Origin of the sequence: Methylobacterium pseudosasicola, assembly GCF_900114535.1 — a bacterium.
Taxonomy (GTDB): domain Bacteria; phylum Pseudomonadota; class Alphaproteobacteria; order Rhizobiales; family Beijerinckiaceae; genus Methylobacterium; species Methylobacterium pseudosasicola.
Window position 1 is genome coordinate 120552 of sequence record NZ_FOTK01000007.1, and the last position, 19954, is coordinate 140505.

Below are 19954 nucleotides of genomic sequence, written 5' to 3' on the forward strand. Positions count from 1 at the left end.
AAAACCACGGGCCTTTAGAAAACCGCTTGCCGGCTCATCCGACGGCGGCCCGGTGCCGGACGGCCGTGGCGACCAGGGCGTAGAGCACGACGGCGTTGAGGACGTGCCACAGCGCGTGCGTACCCATCGGCAGCGCCGCGCAAACGCTGCGGTCCAGGGTGCGGGCGGTGAGCGAGACGAGGAACAGCACGCCGATTTCCGTGAGCCGCCGGCCGGTGCCGACGAAGCGCGTCTCCGGGCGGTCGAGCGCCGCCACGGTGAATAGGGCGAGCGCCGCCGGCAGGTAATCGATCGAGCCGTCCGTGAGGGCGGAGATGTCGGACTTGGTCAGCCCGTCGAGGGTCGGGACCAGGGTGAAGCTGAACAGCACGAAGCCGGCGGTGGCCGCCTCCACCCGCAGGCGCGGCAGCTGCAGGAACCGGTGCAGCGCCAAGGCCAGGTAAGCGACGATGAACAGCGTGATCGGGATCACGTCGGCATACATCGCCCAGGTCACCGCCAAGGTGTGGAACAGGAACGAGCCGACGCCCACCACGGCGATCAGCCCGGCCAATCCGAGGCAGGCGCGATCCGGCGGATCCGCGGTCCGGGCCCGGCGCGCGGCGGCCGCGGCCGCCAGCAGGAACGCGACGTTCGACGCCGCGTTGAGCGGCTCGGCCCAGAAATCCGGACCGGTCCGCTCGCAATAGGCCATGACCGGCTCGAACCACCCCATCGTCATCCCGGCGCCCATACCTCCCCAATCTTGCGTGATCGTGGCCTTGTCAGCGCGCCGCGAAGCGCGGATGACGGCCCAGTGACGACCGGAAGCGAGGCGATGCGGATCACGACCTGGAACGTCAACTCGATCAAGCAGCGGCTGCCGCATCTGCTGGGGTTTCTCGACGAGGCAAAGCCCGATGTGGTCTGCCTGCAGGAGCTGAAGTGCCAGGACAACGCGTTCCCCCGCGCCGAGGTCGAGGGCGCCGGCTACGCGGTCGAGACCCTGGGCCAGAAGGCCTATAACGGCGTGGCCCTGCTGGTCCGGGCGCCGCTCGAGATGAGCGAGATCCGGCGCGGCCTGCCGGGGGACAAATCCGACGAGCAGTCCCGCTACATCGAGGCGCTGATCTCGGGCGCCGACACCAAGCCGGTGCGGGTGGCCTCGATCTACCTGCCGAACGGCAACCCGGTCGACAGCCCGAAATACCCCTACAAGCTCGCCTTCATGGAACGCCTGCGGCTCCACGCCCGCGCCCTCATGGCGGACGAGAACGCCGTGGTGCTGGCGGGCGACTACAACGTCATCCCCGAACCCGCCGACGCGGCCGATCCGGAGGCCTGGCGCTCCGACGCGCTGTTCCTGCTCAGCACGCGAGCGGCGTTCCGCGCCCTCCTGGCCGAAGGCTATACCGACGGCCTGCGGGCCTGCGACCCGCGCGACGGCCTCTACACCTTCTGGGACTATCAGGCCGGCTGCTGGCAGCGGAATGCCGGCATCCGGATCGACCATCTCCTGCTCTCGCCCCAGGCCGCCGACCGCCTGGTCTCGGCCGCCGTGCAGAAGCACCTGCGCGGCCTGGACAAGCCGTCCGACCACGTGCCGGTGACGGTGGAGCTGACGGCGGGATAGTGGGTGCCGCCGGGCGTGAATTTCGGCGCCCCGTGCAGGGCCTTCGTGTTCACCATGGGGCGGTCGGTGTCCGCACCGGTCGTTTTAACTGCGGATCCGCCCCCCCCCGCAGCGTCGCAACGGGACTGACCAACCATGCCGGCCCGCCCTCTCGTCTTGTTTCCTGATCCCCGGCTCTCGCTTCCGGCAGCCCCGACCGATGCGTTCGGGTCCGGCCTGAAAGCCCTCGCCAACGATGTGCGGGACACCCTGCTGGCTGCGAGCGCCATCGGCCTGACGGCCCCGCATATTGGCGTGCCGGAGCGGATCATGGTGATCCGGCTATCGCCGGATGAGGATCTGCGCGTCTACATGAACCCAAAGATCCTCTGGGCGTCCCCCGAGACATCAACCCATGACGAGGGCAGCGTCAGCATGCCGGGGGTGCGGGAGCGGATCACTCGGCCCACCCGCATCCGGTTCGGCTTCCGCGATCTCGACGGAGCAGCCCACGAGGAGGAGGTGGACGGCTTCGAGGCCGCGGTGGTCCAGCATGAGATCGATCAGCTCGATGGCATTTTCTGGATCGATCGCCTGTCGCGATTGAAGCGGGATCGTCTGCTCAAGCGCTTCGGAAAGCTGAAATCGGCCTCGTCCTAGTAAGCGATTGCCAAGATGCGCGCCGCCGAAGTCAATCTCGGTGCCGCGCAAGCAATCATGAGCGATCAATGGCTTAGGCACGCCTCCGATTGCAACGCGATCGGCAACGAGTCTAGGAAACCGCCGAGCGTTCGGGGGAATCGATCATGATCGTCTACGGCACCAGCATCTCGCCCTTCGTGCGGAAAGTCCTCGTGGCTTTGGCGGAGAAAGGCATCCGGTACGAGCATCGGCCAGTGGCCCCGCAGGCTGAGGATGCCGATTTCCGGGCTGCGAGCCCCGTGGGCAAGGTTCCGGCGATCGACGATAACGGCTTCCGGCTGGCCGATTCCAGCGCGATCCTCGACTACCTCGAGCGCCTGTATCCGCAGCCCGCGCTGATCCCAGCCGATCCCAAGCATGCCGCCCGGGCGCGCTGGTTCGACAAGTTCGCCGAGGTCGAGTTCGATCGGCAGCTCTCGGTCGTGTTTACGGAACGCTTCCTGAAGCCGCGGCTGCTCAAGGTGCCGGGCGACGAGGCGCTGGCGCAGCAGGCCCTCGACCAGAACCTGCCGCCGCTGTTCGATTATCTCGAAACGCAGATCACCGGTCCGTTCCTCGTTGGGGATGCCTTCGGGATCGCCGACATCGCGGTGGCGTCGCCGTTCCACAATCTTCGGCTCGCCCATGTCCAGGTCGATGCCGGGCGCTGGCCCAAGCTCGCCGGCTGGGCGGCCTTGACCCTCGACCGGCCGTCCTTCGTCACGGCGATCGCCGCCCCGGCCTGGTGAGCCTGCGCGGCTGCGTCACGGGCCGGTGTGCGCGCCCCGGTCCCGGATGCGGCATCCGGGAGCGGGCGTCGGGTTGTCCTTGAGCCTCATTCCGAAAGCCGGCCGCCACCTTTCTGAAAGATGCCCTATCTCCATCGTCATGGACCGGCGGATCGACAGATCGCGGTCCCTTCCCCGATGGAGTTGTAATGATCGTCTACGGTACCGGTTACTCGCCCTACGTCCGCAAGGTCCTGGTCTCGCTCGGCGAGAAGAACGTGCCCTACGAGCACAGGCCGGTGATGTTCCACGCACCCGACCAGGATTTCCAGGCGGCGAGCCCGCTCGGAAAGATCCCGGCCATTGAGGATGGGGGGTTCAAGCTGGCGGATTCCTCCGCGATCCTCTGGTACCTGGAGCGCAAGCATCCGACCCCGGCCCTGGTCCCGTCAGACCCGGAGGCGCTCGGTCGCGCGGTCTGGTTCGACAAGTTCGGCGACACCGAGCTGTTCGCCAAGCTCGTCGTGCCGTTCGTCGAGCGGATCCTGAAGCCCAACATGATGAGCCAGCCCACCGACGAGGCCGCGGTCGCCAAGGCTCTCGACAAGGATTTGCCGCCGCTGTTCGACTATCTGGAGCGGCAGATCTCGGGCCCGTATCTCGTCGGCGACGCATTCGGCATTGCCGACATCTCGATCGCCACGGGTTTCTACAACTTCCACCTGGCCGACGCGCAGGTTGATGCCGGCCGCTGGCCGAAGCTCGCGGCCTACGTCGCCGAGACTTTGGCGCGGCCGTCGTTCAAGGCCGCCCAGGACGCCAAGAAGGGCTGAGTCCAGCCGGCGGCGTCAGACCATGCCACTGTTTCCGGGAAACAGTGGCATGGTCTCTATCTTTATGATCGCATGATGATTTCGGAAAACCGGGATCCCCTTTTCCGCATCATGCTTCAGTGCCGCCGCCGGATTGACCCGACGGTCTGGAGCTGGCTCTGGGCCTCAGCCCGGTCGTCCTCGTTCGCTGCCGCCCAGTTCTTCTGGTAGAGCGACACGATCCAGTCGTCCTTGCGGCCCTCCGCACCCTCGCGGGCGAGCGAGAGCCACATCAGGCCCTTCACGCGCTGGATCGGCACGCCGCCCAAGCCATTGACCAGCATGTCGCCGAGCAGAGCTTGTGCCGGGTGGTGGCCCTTTTCGGCCGCCAGATTGAACCAGCGCGCCGCCTGCCGGGGATCGGCCTCGACGCCGGTGCCGTCGAGGTAGAGCCGGGCGAGGTTGTACTGCGCGTTCGGCTCGCCGTAATACGACGCCGCGTAGTTGAACATGTCGTAGGCGCGCTCAGGGTTCGGGCGCACATAGGTGCCCTTGATCCCCTCCAGGAAGTAGGTGCCGAGCGCCGTGAACGCGCTGCCGGTCACCGCCGAGTTCTGCGGGTCCGGGCCATCGTCGGTGCTGGCATCGGCGATCCGGGAGAAGAACTCGAACGCCTTGAGGTCGTCATGGGGCACGCCGTCGCCCTCGGCATACATCCGGCCGAGCTTCCACAGGGCCAACGCATGGCCCTGGCCGGCGGCGTATTCGAGGGCGCGGGCCGCGCCCTGCTTGTCGCCGGCATTGTACTCGCGCACGCCGGCGCGCAGCGCGTCCTTGGCCGAGCGGTAGCTCTTATCCGCCACCGGCACCTGCACGGGCGTGCGGACGCTGGCGTCGAGGGCCCACGGCGCCTCTACCGGGAGGGCGAGCAGGACAAGGACACCGGCCGCGGCTGCGATCTTGCCGAGGAAGCGGGACCGACCGGGATCGGCCCCGGCCGGCGCCCTGCGCCGGCTGAGGTCAGTCCTAGACGTCCGCATAGCTCTCCAACTCCTTGGCGCCGCCCGGATGGGTGACGGCGCCGTACAGCGCCGGGCCGACGCCCTGCGCGTATTTCCACAGGTAGCCCGAGGTCGCGGTGTTGGTGCGCGGCGTCCAGGCCTTGCGGCGCTCGGCCAGCTCCTCGTCCGACACGGCGACGCTGAGCGTGCCCTGGATCGCATCGAGCGTGATGATGTCGCCGTCGCGGATCAGGCCGATCGGGCCGCCCACCGCCGCCTCGGGGCCGACATGGCCGACGCAGAAGCCGCGGGTCGCGCCGGAGAAGCGCCCGTCCGTGATCAGCGCGACCTTATCGCCCATGCCCTGGCCGTAGAGGGCCGCGGTGGTGGACAGCATTTCGCGCATGCCGGGGCCGCCGCGCGGACCCTCGTAGCGGATCACGAGCACGTCGCCTTCCTTGTAGGTCCGCGACTGCACCGCCTCGAAGCAGGCCTCCTCGCCGTCGAACACCCGGGCCGGGCCGGTGAAAACCTGCTTCTCCGCCGCCATGCCGGCGACCTTCACGATCGCGCCCTCGGGGGCGAGGTTGCCCTTGAGGCCGACGACACCGCCGGTGGGGGTGATCGGGCGGTTGGCCGGGTAGACAACGTCCTGGTCCGGGTTCCAGGTCACCCGGTCCATGTTCTCCGCGATGGTGCGGCCGGTGACCGTCAGGCAGTCGCCGTGCATGAAGCCGTGGTCGAGCAGGGTCTTCATCAGCAACGGGATGCCGCCGACCTCGAACATGTCCTTGGCGACGTAGCGGCCGCCGGGCTTCAGGTCGGCGATGTACGGCGTGCGCCGGAAGATCTCGGCGACGTCGAACAGCGTGAACTCGATGCCGCATTCATGGGCGATCGCCGGCAGGTGCAGGGCCGCGTTGGTCGAGCCGCCGGAGGCGGCCACCACGGTGGCGGCGTTCTCGAGCGCCTCGCGGGTGACGATGTCGCGCGGCCGGATTTTCTTGGCGAGCAGTTCCATGACCTGCTGGCCGGCGAGGGCACAGAACTGATCGCGAATCTCGTAAGGCGCCGGGGCGCCGGCCGAGTAGGGCAGCGCCAGGCCGATCGCCTCGGAAACGGTCGCCATGGTGTTGGCGGTGAACTGCGCACCGCAGGCGCCGGCCGACGGGCAGGCGACCTGCTCCAGCTCGTCGAGGTCTTCCAGGCTCATGTCGCCGACCGCGACCTTGCCCACCGCCTCGAACAGGTCCTGCACGGTGACCGGCTTGCCGCGGAACGAGCCGGGCAGGATCGAGCCGCCGTAAATGAAGATCGACGGGACGTTGAGGCGCACCATCGCCATCATCATGCCGGGCAGCGACTTGTCGCAGCCGGCCAGACCCACCAAGGCGTCGTAGGCGTGGCCGCGCATGGTCAGCTCGACCGAGTCGGCGATGACCTCACGCGAGGGCAGCGAGGCGCGCATGCCGCCATGGCCCATGGCGATGCCGTCGGTGACCGTGATGGTGCAGAACTCGCGCGGGGTGCCGTGGGCAGCAGCCACGCCCTTCTTCACCGCCTGCGCCTGGCGCATCAGCGAGATGTTGCAGGGGGCGGCCTCGTTCCAGCAGGAGGCGACACCCACCAGCGGCTGATGGATCTGCTCCCGGGTCAGGCCCATCGCGTAGAGATACGAGCGATGCGGAGCGCGGTCCGGACCCTCCGTGACGTGACGGCTGGGCAGCTTCGACTTGTCGTTCAAACGCGTGTCCATCAACCCGAACCAAGCCTTCGCGCCGCCAGTCCCGAGGGTGCAGGAGACCGCGGCGCGTCGCCGTTCGCGATGCGCCGTGAGGGCCGTCCGCGTGCTCGGGAAATCCTCGTTTCGAAACGGTAAATCGTTGTCGAACTTGCCGTTTACCGCGGATGTTGAGGTGGGCTCGGACTATGGCGGGATCGCGGCGTTTGCGGGCAGGTCTCGGGGCAGACCCGGGATCGTTTTACGGTGTTGCGACCCCGCCACAGCCACGCTTCGGGTCGATTGCCGGCGCGAGATTAGGTTAAGGATAATCCTTTGGCCGCTTAACTCGGCCAATTAGGCATCATCGGCACCGCTTCTGAAGCTCACAGACGATCGGTATCGCTGGAGCCATGCCGCTTGGAACGTTCCAGACTGATTCTAAGACGTCGCGGGCGAGCCCGGCATCCAGAGCCATCGACGGCGCAAGATACTGAATCCTTTACGTTTCTGGATCCCGGGCTCCGCTTTGCGGCCCCGGGATGACGCGGCGGGTGGATCGGAGGTCGATGACAATCTCCGGATCGCAGGCATGGGCCTTGAACTGCTATCCACATGACTGCCCCAACATTCGGTTGGGCACCGAGCGCGAAACAGGCTCGTCCGTTCAGCCGCGGCTCGGCTCCGGCAAGGCCGGCGCCGCAGCGCCCGATTCCAGGGCGCGGTCGCTCTCGTCCTTCAGCGTGACGCCGCTCAAGCCCAGGGTGAGCGCGCGGGCGAGCAGCCAGTGCAGCTTGAACGCCGCCTTCGCGTGGGTGAGGCCGGCCGTGCGGACGTTCGAGATGCAGTTGCGCTCCGCATCCGAGCGGCCGATTTTCGGATCCAGCGTCAGGTAGATGCCAAGGCTGTCTGGGGAGGACAGGCCCGGCCGCTCGCCGATCAGTACCGCCACCGCCCGGGCCTTCAGGGCGTCGCCGATCGCGTCGCCGAGCGCCACGCGGGCCTGGCTGGCGATCACCACCGGGGCGAGGCGCCAGCCGGATTGTTCCGCCAGGGGCGCGAACGCCTTGAGCAGCGGCGCCGCGTTCTCGTGCACGGCACGGGCCGAGAGACCGTCCGCCACTACGAGAGCCAAATCGGTGGACTCCGCCGCGGCCTGGAGTCCCAAAAAATCCTCCGGGTCGAGCCGGCGGCCGAGATCGGGGCGGCGCAGGTACGTCGCGCGGTCGGGGGCCTGGGAGGCCACCGGGATCGTGGCGAGGCCAAGTTCGGCGATCGCACTCGCCAGCGCCTCCGCATCCATCGGCGCGTGCACGGCGTCCCTGGCCTGGGCGTGGTCGAGGCCAAAGCGCAGCACCTCCCGGGTCGGTAGCCCGCTTCCGGCGCGGCCGAGACCGATCCGGGCTGGCGTCAGCCCGGCGAGCCGCGCCCAGATCTCCCGGGGGTCGCTCACGCGGCGAGGTCCGGCGCGGCGGTGAGGAGCGGGGCGCCCGAACCCGGCAGCAGCGCGCCGCCCTCGTCGGTGAGACCGATCCCGTGAAGCCAGGCCTCGAATTCGGGGGCGCGCTTCAGCCCTAAAACCTCGCGCAGGTAGAGGGAATCGTGGAACGACGTGGATTGGTAATTCAGCATCACGTCGTCGGCCCCCGGGACGCCCATGATGTAGGTGCAGCCCGCCGCCCCGAGCAGCGTCAGCAGCGTGTCCATGTCGTCCTGATCGGCCTCGGCATGGTTGGTGTAGCAAACGTCGACGCCCAGCGGCACGCCCATCAGCTTGCCGCAGAAATGGTCCTCCAGCCCGGCTCGGATGATCTCCTTGCCGTCGTAGAGGTATTCGGGCCCGATGAAGCCCACGACGGTGTTGACGAGGAGTGGCCGGAACGGCCGGGCCACCGCGTAGGCCCTGGCCTCAAGGGTCTGCTGGTCGATGCCATGATGGGCATCCGCCGACAGCGCCGAGCCCTGGCCGGTCTCGAAATACATACAGTTGTCGCCGAGCGGACCGCGCTTAAGCGCCAGCGCCGCCTCGTGGGCCTCCTTCAACAGGGCGAGCGTCACCCCGAAGCCGGCATTGGCCTTCTCGGTGCCGGCGATCGATTGGAACACGAGATCAACCGGCAGGCCGCGCTCCATGGCGGCGAGCGTTGTGGTCACGTGGGTGAGCACGCAGGCCTGCGTGGGAATCGCATGCGTCTGGATCACCCCGTCGAGGAGTTGGAGTAGGTCGCCGAGCGCCTGGACCGAATCGGAAGCCGGGTTGATGCCGATCACCGCGTCCCCGCAGCCGAGGGTGAGCCCGTCGAGGATCGCCGCGGTGATGCCCTTCGGATCGTCGGTGGGGTGGTTCGGCTGCAGCCGCACCGCAAGCGTCCCGGGCAGCCCGATCGTGTTGCGGAAGCGGGTCACCACGCGAGCCTTGCGCGCCACCGAGATCAGATCCTGGTTGCGCATGATCTTTGAGACGGCCGCCGCGATCTCCGGCGTGACGCCAGGGGCGATCCGGGTGAGCCCATCCGGGGTGGCGGTCAGCAGGAATTCTCGGAAATCGCCGACCGTCAGGTGGGCGATCTCCGCGAAAGACGCCGCGTCGTGCGTGTCGAGGATCAGCCGGGTGACGTCGTCCTGCTCGTAGGGGATCAACGGCCGGGCCAGGATCTCGGCGAGCGGCACCTCGGCGAGGCACCAGCGGGCCGCCGCGTTCTCCTCGGCGGATTCGGCCGCGATGCCGGCAAGCCGGTCGCCGGAGCGGACCGGCGTCGCCTTGGCCATTAGGGTAGCGAGGTCGGCGAAGACATGGGTGCGTGGGCCGACGACGTGGCGGTAGGCCATGCGGTTTCACCCCGTCCTTGCTTCCGAAGATCACAGGATACCGTGATCCGGTGCGAATGTCCGGTCAGGCCGCGCCGGCATTCGGCGCGGGCACTTCCGTGGAAATCGCGTCGACCGTGCGCGGCATCGGGCTGCCCTGCCCGTCCGTGCGCTGGATCCGGACCTGCTGGTTGACCGGCTGCATGTTGCCGAAGGGTGTCGAGAAGGCGATCTCGGCGGCGTCGCGGCCCACGCCGATCCGGACCAGCCCGTCGAGGTCGGCCTGACGGGTGGCGTCGAACAGCCACCAGCGCCCGTCGAGATAGGCCTCGAACACCGCGTGGAAGTCACTTGGCACGAGGCCGTGGGCGTAGCAGCTCACGAACCGGGCCGGGATGCCGAGCGCCCGGCAGAACGCCGTGCCGATATGCGCAAAGTCGCGGCAGACACCGGCCCGCTTCAGAAGCGACTCATCAGCTGTGGTCTCGCCGTCGCTGGTGCCGGGCTGATAGGTGATGTGATCGTGGATCCAGTTGCAGATCTCGTTCACGCGGCTGTGGCCCTTGGGCAGCACGCCAAACTCGGCCTGGGCGAAGGGGGTCAGCCGGTCGGAGGAGACGAACCGGCTCGGCAGCAGGAACGGTAGGATGTCGAGCGGCAGCTCGCCGATCGGGGTCTCTTTGATGGTCGCCGGGTCGGCCCGGTGGACGGTCAGATCCACCTCCGCATTGTACTCTAGGGCGAACTGGCCCATCGGCACGTTGACGCCGAGATAGCGGTTCAGAAGGTCGGGGGTGGTGTAGAGGTCGCGCTTCAGGTTCGGCGTGAGCACGAGGCTCTCGCTGAGGATCTCGACGCTCCTCAGCTTGGCGACCTCCAGGTTGAAGATGAAGGTCGTGTCCGAGAGTATATTGTAGGACAGACTGCAACCGAGGGTATAGCGCATCGGATCTCCTTGCCGGGCGACGAGATGATCGCTGCCCAAGCAAGCGGCGCGCCCGATCGCGGTTCCCGGTCAGCGCGGCAGCAGCAGCACCGTCAGCGAGCGCACGCCCTGTGCCCCGTGGATCAGCACGCCCTCGATATCGGCGGTGGCCGAGGGGCCCGTATGCAGCACCGCGTAGGCCGAGCTGCCGAATTCCGGGCGCTTGTAGGCGGCCTGGACGTTGGGGAGGATGTCGGCCGGGTCGAGCAGCACAATCAGGTGCTGGGCGAGATAGGCCACCGCGTTCACGATCAACTCGTCTTGGGTGAACAGCACCGAGCCGGTCTCGGCGATGCCGAACACCGCGCGCACCACCGCCACGTCGACATCCTCGACTTCCTGCGGGTAACGCACCGCCCTTAGGTCGCGGTTGCCCGCGATCTCCGGCACAGCGGAGGCGATCACCTTGGCCTCGGCCAGCCGCTCGCGCACGCCCGCCAGGGGCTCGCCGACGCGGCCATCTTCGATGCGACCGCCCATGCGCTTCAGCCGCTCGCCGAACTCCTCGACCAGATCGTCGCCGACCAGCGGCGTGAAGTCCGGTACGGTCGGCAGCGGATAGTCACCCGCCGGACGGTTGGCCTTCAGGGCCGCCAGGATGCCCGCGCGCGCGCTCATCGAGCGTTGTCCTTGGCCGGCTTCTGCATCCGGTTTTGCTTGTACCAGGCGTGGAAGGTCTGGCGCGGCGCGTCGGGCATCTCGCGCTTCTTCCCCCAGGTGTTGAGCGGGTTGTAGACGGCGAAGCGCGGCAGCACCTTGAGCGCCGAATCCGCGGCGCCGATCGCCGCGCGGTAGGCGGCCGGCCGGGACAGGACCGCACCCGCGGCCTTCATCATCCCCTGCTTGAGCGCCGGGATGTGGTGCTCCTCGACCAGCACCTTGCGCCAGGCGAAAATCTGCTCGTGAATGTTGATCTTCACCGGGCAGACGTTGGTGCAGGAGCCGTTCATCGTCGAGGAGAACGGCAGGGTCGAGTATTTCCGCTTGTTGAAGGTCGGGTCGATGATCAGGCCGATCGGCCCGGAATAGGTCGCCCCGTAGGAGAGCCCGCCCGATCGCCGGTAGACCGGGCAGGTGTTCATGCAGGCGCCGCAGCGGATGCATTTGAGCGAGGTCCAGAACTCCTCCAGGCCGAGCCGGGCGGAGCGGCCGTTATCGACCAGCACCATGTGCATCTCGGTGCCCTTGCGGGGACCGCGGAAATGCGAGGTGTACTGGGTAATCGGCGAGCCCAGCGCCGAGCGCGACAGTAGCCGGATGAACACCCCGAGATGCTCGACTTTGGGAATGATCTTCTCGATGCCGATCGAGTGGATCTGCAACGGCGGGACGTTGCCGGAGAGGTCGGCATTGCCCTCGTTGGTGCAGGTAACGACCGTGCCGGTCTCTGCAATGGCGAAGTTGCATCCGGTCATGCCGGCATCGGCCTTCAGGATGTAGGGTCGGGTCGTCTCGCGCTGGCTTTCCGCGAGGTAGTGCGCGTCGTCGTTGTCGGGATCGGTGCCTAGCGTCTTGGCGAAGACTTCGGCCACGTCCATGCGAGTCTTGTGGACCGCCGGCGCCACGATGTGGCTCGGCTCCTCGTTGTCGAGCTGCTGGATGCGCTCGCCGAGATCGGTCTCGATGATCTCGATGCCGTTGGCCGCCATGTGATGGCGGAACCCGCATTCCTCGGTGAGCATCGACTTCGACTTCACCAGGGTCTTGGCGCCGCGGCTGCGCAGGATTTCCAAGACGATGCGGTTATGGTCGGCGCCGTCCGCGGCCCAGTGGACCTGCACGCCGTTGGCCTTCGCGGCGGCCTCGAACTGTTCGAGATACTGGTCGAGATGGGTGAGCGTGTGCGCCTTGATGGCGGAGGCCAGCTCGCGCAGCTCCTCCCATTCCGGGATGCCGTGGGCGGAGGTGTCGCGCTTCTTGCGCAGATCCCACAGGCGCTCGTCATGGGCGGCCTGGTGCAGCGGCGCGGCGAGGAAGCGCTCGGCGGCCTCGGCCTGGTCGATCGGCCGGTCGCCGCGAATCTTCGCGCCCCGGGGCTGAGGCTCGCGGATCTGCGGCGCCCGGATCGGCTTGGTGGCGGCCTCGGCGTGCTGGAGGCGGCCCCCATCCTGGCCGCGCTCGCTCTCGTCGTCAGCGGCGCGGACCTCGGGGTGGATGACGCCTTCGCGCGCGCGTGGGTTCAGATCCTCGACGCTCATGCGGCGGCTCCGTTCAGCACTTGCGCGATGTGGATGTAGCGGAGCGGCAGCCCGAGGCGCTCGGCGCAGCCCTTCTGGTGCATCAGGCACGAGGAATCCGCCGAGACCACGTACTGCGCCCCAGCCCGGTTCTGATCGGCGACCTTGTCGTAGCCCATCTTGGCCGAGACCGCGGGCTCGAACACCGAGAAGGTGCCGCCGAAGCCGCAGCACTCGTCCGGTCGGGCGAGGTCCACCAGCTCGACGCCCTTCACCAGCCGGAGCAGGTCGAGGGGTTTCGAGAAGTACGGCTTCACGATCTCGGACGGCCGGGCGTGATGGATGCCGCGCAGCGCGTTGCAATTGCCGTGATAGGCGACCTTGTGCGGGAACTCGGCCCAGGGCAGCGCCTCGATCTTGAGCACGTCGTGCAGGAACTCGACCAGCTCGTAGGTGCTGGCCCGGACCTTCTTGACCTCGTCCGTCTGCGGGATCGCGGTCAGGTGCTCGCGGACTTGGTGCACGCAGGAGCCCGACGGCGCGACCACGTAGTCGAAGCCCGAAAAATTCTTGACGAACAGGGCCTCGGTGGCGGCGGCCTCGGCGTGGCAGCCGGTATTGGCCATGGGCTGGCCGCAGCAGGTCTGGTCGAACGGGTATTCGACCGTGCAGCCGACCCGCTCCAGCAATTCCAGCGTGGCGATCCCGACTTCCGGCTCGAAGGCGTCGACGTAGCACGGCACGAACAGGCCGACCCGCATGGTCCGGAACCTCCCTGGATCGCCCGCGCCGATGCACTGGAACGGGTCTAGATTACCCAGGGAGGTCTACCGGATGAGGTTGGTTTTGGCGAGGTCGAGAACTGCGTCACCGCGCCCATCCATCACCGCTCGAAGCACGTAGAGGCTGAAGCCCTTGACCTGCTGCCCGTCGATCTTGGGCGGCATCGACAGCTCGTTGCGGGCGGTGCGGACATCGAGGAGCGAGGGGCCGTCGAAGGCCAGGAACTCGCGCATGGCGCCCGGCAGCTCGGCCGGGTCCTCGACCCGAATCGCAAAAATGCCGGCGGCCCGGGACATCGCGGCAAAGTCCGGATTGTCGAGCGCGACACCGGTCTCGAGATAGCCCGCCGCCTTCATCTCCAGTTCGACGAAGCCGAGGGTGCCGTTGTTGAACACCACGACCTTCAGCGGCAGGCGGTGCTGACGGAGCGTCAGGAAATCGCCCATCAGCATGGCGAAACCGCCATCGCCGCAGAGCGCGACGACCTGACGGTTCGGCTCCGCGGCCTGGGCGCCGATGCCCTGCGACAGGGCGTTGGCCATCGAGCCGTGGACCCAGGAGCCGAGCAGGCGCCGCTTGCCGTTCATCGCCAGGTAGCGCGCCGCCCAGATGGTCGGCGTGCCGACATCGGCGGTGAAGATCGCGTCGTCCGCGGCCGATTCGCTGATCAGCTTGGCGAGGTATTGCGGGTGGAGCGGGCCGCCGGCCTTGCCGGTGGCGAGCTCGTCGAGGCCGGCGCGGGCCTTCGCGTAGTGCTTCAGGCTGGCATCGAGGAACGATCGGTCGGCCTTGGGCTTGAGCCGGGGCAGCAGCGCCCGGATCGTCGCCCCGACATCGCCGACCAACCCGTGCTCGATCCGGCAGCGGCGGCCGAGTTCGGACGGGCGCAGGTCAACCTGGGCGATCTTGGCGTCCTGCGGGTAGAACTGCTTGTAGGGAAAGCCCGTGCCCAGCATCAGCAGGGTGTCGCAGGCCATCATGGCGGCGTAGCCGGACGCGTAACCGATCAGGCCGGTCATGCCGACATCGTAGGGATTGTCGAACTCGACATATTCCTTGCCGCCGAGCGCGTGAACGATCGGGCTCTTGAGCGCTTCGGCGAGTTGCAGCAGTTCGGAATGCGCCCCGGCGCAGCCGCGTCCGCAGAGCAGCGTTACCCGCTTGCCGGCGTTGAGCAGCGCCGCCAGGGCGTCGAGCTCCGAATCGGCCGGGCGCACCACGGGCTTGGCCGGGATCAGCCCGGCATGGGGGGCGAGCGCGCGCTTGGGCGCATCGCGCAGGGCGACATCACCCGGGATGACGATGACGGCGACGCCCCCCTCCCCCACGGCGGCGCGGATCGCGTTCTCCAGCACGAACGGCATCTGCGACGGATCGGAGACCAGTTCGCAGTAATGGCTGCACTCGCGGAACAGCTCGGTGGGCCGCGTCTCTTGGAAATAGCCCGAGCCGATCTCGGCCGATGGGATCTGGGCGGCGATGGCCAGGACCGGGGTCCGGCTGCGATGCGCGTCGTAGAGGCCGTTGATCAGGTGGAGGTTACCGGGGCCGCAAGAGCCGGCGCAGACCGCGAGCTTGCCGGTGACCTGCGCCTCGGCGCTCGCCGCGAAGGCGGCCGCCTCCTCGTGGCGGGTGTGGATCCAGTCGATCCGCCCGCGGGCACGCAGGGCCTCGGTGATGCCGTTCAGGCTGTCGCCCACCACCCCGTAGATGCGGGCGACGCCTGCTTCTTGAAGGGTCTCGGCGATGAGATCGGCGACGTTCTCGATGCGCATGGTTCGGCACTCCGCATTTTCGGATCCGAACCGCTGCGCCGGTGGTGATGTTCCGCCCACAGCCGCCGCATGGTGCAATGCACACATGTCCGCCGCGGCGGCATCCCCGCCGAAGGCTCAGGCCTCAGTGCCGAACGGCGTCGACATCCCGGGCGACGACGGCAAAGAGGTCGCTCAGCGCCGCGAGGCTGGCTGCCTGGAGCTGGGCCGCCGGCACCACTGAGCCGTCCGGGGCTGGGAGGTCCCGCGTCGCGGTGGCGGAGGCGATGACGGTCGGCTGGAAGCCGAGGTTGAAGGCCGAGCGGGCCGTCGAGTTGACGCACATATGGGTCATGAAGCCGGCCAGGATCAGGTCGGTAACCCCGGCCCGCTTGAGCTGATCCTCCAAATCCGTGCCGACGAAGGCGCTCGGGAAGGCCTTGGTGATCACCGCCTCGCCGTCCTGCGGCGCGACCTCCTCGGAGATCTGCCCGTTCGCGGCTGTGATGTCGAAGGGCGAGCCCGGCCCAGCATTGTGCCGAATATGGATCACCGGCGTCTCGGCCTCCCGCGCCCGCCGCAGCAGGATCTTGGCCTGTGCGACCGCCGGCTCGACCCCGGTCAGGCGCAGCACCCCGTCGCGATAGGTGTTCTGGATGTCGATGAGGATGAGCGCGGCCTTCTTCAGGCTGGCAGGCTCCGGGCTCAGGCCGGAGAGGCCGCGAAGAGTCTTGAGATCGCTCACCCGTATCTCCCAAATGCGCGTGCGGTCGGCCGCCGGAAAGGCCCCACGATGGCGGCGAGAATCGCCGCGCCGAGGCGTCCGGGGGGCCGAACCATAGACCCGTCCTGCTTCGCCGCCTACGGGGCCACGGCGCTCTGCGAGTCGGACGGTCGGCACCGGCGGGCGGCTCGGCAGCCCTGTTTCCCAGGGAAGTCGGGGCCCACGCTTGATTTCCGGCGCCTCAGAGTCGAAGGACCTCTGGAAACGTTCCGAAGAGATCAGCGTCAAAGAGATCAGCGCCATGGAAGAACTGCTCGCCCGCGTCACCGCCCGCACCGGGCTCGACGCCGCGACGGCACAGACGGCCATCGGACACATCCTGGCCTTCCTGCAAAAGGAAGGGCCTGAGACCGAGGTCAATCAGCTCCTGGCCGCCCTGCCGGGCTCCGAAGCGCTCGTGGCCGACTCGAATGCCGGCGAGAGCGGCGGCGGCGGCCTCATGGGCATGCTCGGCGGCATGATGGGCGGCGGCGGCGTCATGGCCCTCGGCCAGAAGCTGATGGCGGCGGGCGTGCCCATGGGCCAGATGCAACCCCTCGGCCAGGAGCTCTTCGCCTTCGGCCGCGAGAAGGTCGGCGAGGACGCGATGGGACCCATCATCGGCTCGATCCCCGGGCTCAACCAGTTCGTCTGAGGGCCGAACCCCCGAACGGCGGGACCACCGTTCGGGATGCAAAGGGTGCCGGCGGCAGGTGCGCCGCCGCACCGTTTTAAAGCCGCTCCTGACCGATCGTAAAAATGTGGTTTCGCCGCGAAAGCTTGGCGGAACCCGTCCACGCGATCCCCGTTATTCGGGATGCGATCCGGGCCTTCGTCTTCGGCGGGGGGTCGGTGCGCAGTTGAGCAGGCCGGCCATGCCCGTCTTCGAATCCAAGAACCTGGACAGCGCGTTCGAGGGCCAGGCGCTCCTCGCCGCGATCCTGCACCCGACCCGGGCGGCGCAGACCCGCGCCCTGCGCCACGGTCGCCGCCGCGCCGAGCGCGCCGCCGCGATGGCCGATCCGCTGACCATCGAGCCGCGCTTTCCGACCCCCAGCGACGAGCTCGCGGCGGCTACCATCCAGGGTCGCTGAACCGTCGTTACCAGGGCTGCGGCGTGACCAGGCCCTGGCGGGTCACCACAACCCATTCGCGACCGCGACGCTCGACGCTGTCGACGCGTCCCACGCCCGGTAGCACGTCGCCGGGCCCGACCTCGACGATGCGGCGGCGGCGATTCTCAAGAATGGCCGCGCCGTCATAGACGTCGCGGACCGCCCAGCCGTCGATCACAGGCGGCTTGTCCGCCGCGACGGGCTTCGGCTTCGTGTCCGCGACCTTCGCCTCGGCACTCTTCGCTTCGAAGATTTTCGCCTCAGTGACCTTCGCGTCGACGCTGCGCGTCTCGGCGAGGCTCCCGGTCTGCGTCGGCTCAGCCTTCACGGCCGCCACGGCGGCGGTGCGTCGCTCGAGTTGAGTCGCGAGGTTGGCGATCCGGCCGCTCTGCTCGCGCTCGACCTGTTCGAGGCGTTCGCCCAGGGCAGCCGTCTTGGCGTTCAGGTTCTTGTCGAGCTGCGCCAAGCGTTCGCCGAGCGCGCTGCTGCGGGTGCCGGCCTCCTTCCGGGCGGTGTCGGTGGCGGCGCGCAGATCGGCCAGCACCTGATGCAGCTGGGCGATGTCGGCGCCGAGCCGGGCGGTCTCGGTGCGTCCGGCATCGACGGTGGCGCTCAGCGCCACGACGGCATCGCTCGCCACGCCGCCGGACCCGGAACGGGCGGCGACGCCCGCACCGAGCACCAGCCCGACCGCGAGGGCAGCACCCGGAATCGCGTAGCGCCGCAGGTCGATCGCGGACAGCGACGGCATCGCGAAGCGCGGCGCAGCCGGAGCGGCGACGGGCTCGGGCTTCAGCTCGCCTTTGCCCGCCACAACGGCCTTGAGCAGTTCCGCGGGAGAGAGGGCCGGCTTGGCATCAGTTTTCGTCATCGCCCCCAACTCCGCCTGCAGGGTATCTCTGCAAGCGTTCGTTAAGGACGTTTGTTTACGAAACCCTTACCGGCCACCCTTGGGATCAGGCCGCAAGCCCCCGCTTCTTCAGCAGCGGCGCGATGCTCGGCATGCGGCCGCGGAAGGCCGTGTAGGCGTCGCGCGGGTCGCGCAGGTTGCCCGCGCCGTAGACGAAGGTGCGCAGGCGCTTGGCCGTCTCCGGGTCGAAGATGTCGCCCGCCTCCCGGAAGGCGTCGAAGGCGTCGGCGTCCAGCACCTCGGACCAAAGATAGCTGTAATAGCCCGCCGCATAGCCGTCGCCCGAGAAGATATGGGCGAAGTGCGGCGTCCGGTGGCGCATGCTGATCTCGGCCGGCATGCCGATCCGCTGCAGGGCATCGGCCTCGAAGGCCGGCACGTCGAGCCCGGATTCGCCGCCCGCCGAGAGGTGGAGCGTCATGTCGACGATCGCCGAGGCGGTGTATTCGACGGTGGCAAAACCCTGGTTGAAGGTGCGCGCCGCGAGCAACTTGCGCAGCAGCGCGTCGGGCATCGGCTCGCCGGTCCGGTGGTGGCGCGCATGGGCCTGCAACACCTCCGGCTGCTCCAGCCAGTGCTCGTAGAGCTGCGACGGCAACTCGACGAAGTCGCGCGACACGGATGTGCCGGAGAGCAGCGGGTAGGTCACGTCCGACAGCAGCCCGTGCAGGGCGTGGCCGAACTCGTGGAACAGGGTGCGGGCGTCGTCGAAGGACAGGAGCGCGCTCTCGCCGGCCGGCGCCTTGGCGAAGTTCATCACGTTGACGATGACCGGCGTGACCGTGCCGTTCAGGCGCTCCTGTGAGCGGAACGCGCTCATCCAGGCGCCGGAGCGCTTGGAGGACCGGGCGAAGTAATCACCGAGGAACAGGCCGACTTCGGACCCGTCCGGGTTGCCGACCCGCCAGACGCGCACGTCCGGGTGGTAGCGCGGCACGTCGGACAGCTCTTCGAAGGTCAAGCCGAACAGGCGCGAGGCCGTGTCGAAGGCCGCCTGGATCATCCGGTCGAGGGGCAGGTACGCCTTGACCTCGCTCTCGTCGAGGTCGTGCTCGGCCCGGCGCAGCTTCTCAGTGTAGTGGCGCCAATCATGCGCCTGGAGCGCGAAGTTGTGGCCCTCTTGCTGGACCAGGGCCTGGAGCCGCTCGCGCTCCTCGCCGGCCCGCGCCCGGGCCGGGGTCCAGACGTCGCGCAGCAGTTCCATGGCGGCGTCGGGGCTCGCCGCCATCGTGTCGTCGAGCTTGAAATGCGCGAAGCTGTCGAAGCCCAGCAGCCGCGCGTGCTCGGCGCGCAGCCCGACCATCTCGACGATAATTGCCCGGTTGTCGGTGGCGCCGCCATTCTCGCCGCGCCGGGTCCAGGCCGCGTAGGCCTTCTCGCGCAGGTCGCGCCGGGTCGAGCACACCAGGAACGGCTCGATCAGCGAGCGCGACAGGGTGATGACGTGCCCCTCAAGCCCGCGCTCCCGGGCCGCGCTCTCGGCGGCGGCGCGCAGGAACGGCGGCAAACCGGCGAGATCGTCCTCACTGGTCAGCGGCAGGGTGAAGCTGCTCTCGTCGGCCAGCAGGTTCTGGCTGAACTGGGTGCCGAGCTCCGACATCCGGGCAGCGATCTCGGCGATGCGAGCCTTGTCGTCGGGTCCGAGATCGGCGCCAGCGCGGCGGAAGCGGATGCGGTAGCGATCGAGGACCCGGCGCTCCTCCGGCCCGAGACCTTCGGCCTCGGCATCAACCGTCGAGATCCGCGCCCAGAGCTGCGGGTTCAGGTAGATGGCGCTGCCGTGCCGGGAGAGTTTCGGACCTATCGTCCGCTCGATCGCCTGCAGCTCCGGGTTCGTGTGGCTGCCGGTCAGGTTGTAGAAGACACCGGCCACCCGTTCGAGGGCCTGGCCGGCCCGCTCCATCGCCGCGACGGTGTTGGCGAAGGTCGCGGGCGCTGTGTCCGCGGCGATAGCCTGGATCTCGGCGTCGTGGGCCGCCAGCGCCGCGTCGAAGGCCGGCATGTAGTGCTCAGGCCGGATGCGCTCGAACGGCGGCAGGCCGTAGGGCGTGCTCCACTGCGCGTCGCGGAAGGGGTTGTCCTGCGGCAGGCTCGGGAGCCCGGCATCGGCGACATCCGGCATTCGG

The 19954-nt window shown here is 68.4% G+C and carries 19 protein-coding genes; 6 read left to right on the forward strand and 13 right to left on the reverse strand.

What is annotated here, in order from left to right:
* Positions 1–34 precede the first annotated feature (34 nt).
* Positions 35–715, reverse strand: a complete 681-nt coding sequence (locus tag BM228_RS09565) for a ceramidase domain-containing protein (protein ID WP_208612011.1) — start codon at positions 713–715, stop codon at positions 35–37.
* 102 nt (positions 716–817) lie between these two features.
* Here BM228_RS09565 and xth point away from each other — a divergent pair, with 102 nt between their 5' ends.
* The 4 genes from xth to BM228_RS09585 all read left to right on the forward strand — a co-directional run bounded on the left by xth (position 818) and on the right by BM228_RS09585 (position 3833).
* Entirely contained in the window at positions 818–1612 is a 795-nt protein-coding gene (gene xth / locus BM228_RS09570; protein ID WP_092039497.1) for an exodeoxyribonuclease III, read from the forward strand.
* 135 nt (positions 1613–1747) lie between these two features.
* Entirely contained in the window at positions 1748–2251 is a 504-nt protein-coding gene (locus BM228_RS09575) for a peptide deformylase (protein WP_092039344.1), read from the forward strand.
* 146 nt (positions 2252–2397) lie between these two features.
* Positions 2398–3021, forward strand: a complete 624-nt coding sequence (locus BM228_RS09580) for a glutathione S-transferase family protein (RefSeq protein ID WP_092039346.1) — start codon at positions 2398–2400, stop codon at positions 3019–3021.
* Between the two features lie 188 nt (positions 3022–3209).
* Positions 3210–3833 (forward strand): glutathione S-transferase family protein, encoded by a 624-nt coding sequence (locus BM228_RS09585; protein ID WP_092039348.1) that lies wholly within the window; start codon positions 3210–3212, stop codon positions 3831–3833.
* A gap of 116 nt (positions 3834–3949) precedes the next feature.
* Here the strand turns inward: BM228_RS09585 and BM228_RS09590 are convergent, their stop codons facing one another.
* From BM228_RS09590 to BM228_RS09635, 10 genes are all read right to left on the reverse strand, one after another.
* Positions 3950–4852, reverse strand: coding sequence for a tetratricopeptide repeat protein (locus tag BM228_RS09590; protein WP_092039353.1), 903 nt, complete (start codon positions 4850–4852; stop codon positions 3950–3952).
* Complete coding sequence (gene ilvD, locus BM228_RS09595; protein WP_092039355.1) at positions 4839–6569, reverse strand: dihydroxy-acid dehydratase; 1731 nt, start codon at positions 6567–6569, stop codon at positions 4839–4841. The genes BM228_RS09590 and ilvD overlap by 14 nt, the downstream gene beginning before the upstream one ends.
* 631 nt (positions 6570–7200) lie before the next feature.
* On the reverse strand, positions 7201–7986 hold the full coding sequence (gene eutC, locus BM228_RS09600; protein ID WP_092039357.1) for an ethanolamine ammonia-lyase subunit EutC: 786 nt from the start codon (positions 7984–7986) through the stop codon (positions 7201–7203).
* Entirely contained in the window at positions 7983–9362 is a 1380-nt protein-coding gene (locus tag BM228_RS09605; protein WP_092039359.1) for an ethanolamine ammonia-lyase subunit EutB, read from the reverse strand. The genes eutC and BM228_RS09605 overlap by 4 nt, the downstream gene beginning before the upstream one ends.
* Positions 9363–9426: 64 nt before the next feature.
* Positions 9427–10287 carry a transglutaminase-like domain-containing protein gene (locus tag BM228_RS09610; protein WP_092039361.1) on the reverse strand — a complete coding sequence of 287 codons (861 nt, stop codon included), beginning with the start codon at positions 10285–10287 and terminating at the stop codon, positions 9427–9429.
* A gap of 69 nt (positions 10288–10356) precedes the next feature.
* On the reverse strand, positions 10357–10944 hold the full coding sequence (locus BM228_RS09615; protein WP_092039363.1) for a LutC/YkgG family protein: 588 nt from the start codon (positions 10942–10944) through the stop codon (positions 10357–10359).
* Entirely contained in the window at positions 10941–12524 is a 1584-nt protein-coding gene (locus BM228_RS09620; protein WP_092039365.1) for a lactate utilization protein B, read from the reverse strand. The genes BM228_RS09615 and BM228_RS09620 overlap by 4 nt, the downstream gene beginning before the upstream one ends.
* Positions 12521–13264 (reverse strand): (Fe-S)-binding protein, encoded by a 744-nt coding sequence (locus BM228_RS09625; RefSeq protein WP_092039367.1) that lies wholly within the window; start codon positions 13262–13264, stop codon positions 12521–12523. The genes BM228_RS09620 and BM228_RS09625 overlap by 4 nt, the downstream gene beginning before the upstream one ends.
* A gap of 66 nt (positions 13265–13330) precedes the next feature.
* Positions 13331–15061 (reverse strand): ubiquinone-dependent pyruvate dehydrogenase, encoded by a 1731-nt coding sequence (gene poxB, locus BM228_RS09630; RefSeq protein ID WP_092039374.1) that lies wholly within the window; start codon positions 15059–15061, stop codon positions 13331–13333.
* A 124-nt stretch (positions 15062–15185) separates the two neighbouring features.
* The gene (locus BM228_RS09635; RefSeq protein ID WP_092039375.1) at positions 15186–15785 is read right to left on the reverse strand and encodes a cysteine hydrolase family protein; all 600 of its coding nucleotides are present in this window, start codon (positions 15783–15785) and stop codon (positions 15186–15188) included.
* 280 nt (positions 15786–16065) lie between these two features.
* On the opposite strand from BM228_RS09635, the gene BM228_RS09640 reads away from it, so the two are divergent.
* The gene (locus tag BM228_RS09640; RefSeq protein WP_092039499.1) at positions 16066–16458 is read left to right on the forward strand and encodes a DUF2267 domain-containing protein; all 393 of its coding nucleotides are present in this window, start codon (positions 16066–16068) and stop codon (positions 16456–16458) included.
* A 220-nt stretch (positions 16459–16678) separates the two neighbouring features.
* A complete protein-coding gene (locus tag BM228_RS09645) occupies positions 16679–16897 on the forward strand; it encodes a hypothetical protein (RefSeq protein ID WP_092039376.1) in 219 nt (72 codons plus the stop codon).
* A 7-nt stretch (positions 16898–16904) separates the two neighbouring features.
* Here the strand turns inward: BM228_RS09645 and BM228_RS09650 are convergent, their stop codons facing one another.
* Both BM228_RS09650 and BM228_RS09655 read right to left on the reverse strand, forming a co-directional pair.
* Complete coding sequence (locus BM228_RS09650; protein WP_092039377.1) at positions 16905–17789, reverse strand: hypothetical protein; 885 nt, start codon at positions 17787–17789, stop codon at positions 16905–16907.
* An 85-nt stretch (positions 17790–17874) separates the two neighbouring features.
* Positions 17875–19950, reverse strand: coding sequence for a M3 family metallopeptidase (locus tag BM228_RS09655; protein WP_092039378.1), 2076 nt, complete (start codon positions 19948–19950; stop codon positions 17875–17877).
* Positions 19951–19954 lie beyond the last annotated feature (4 nt).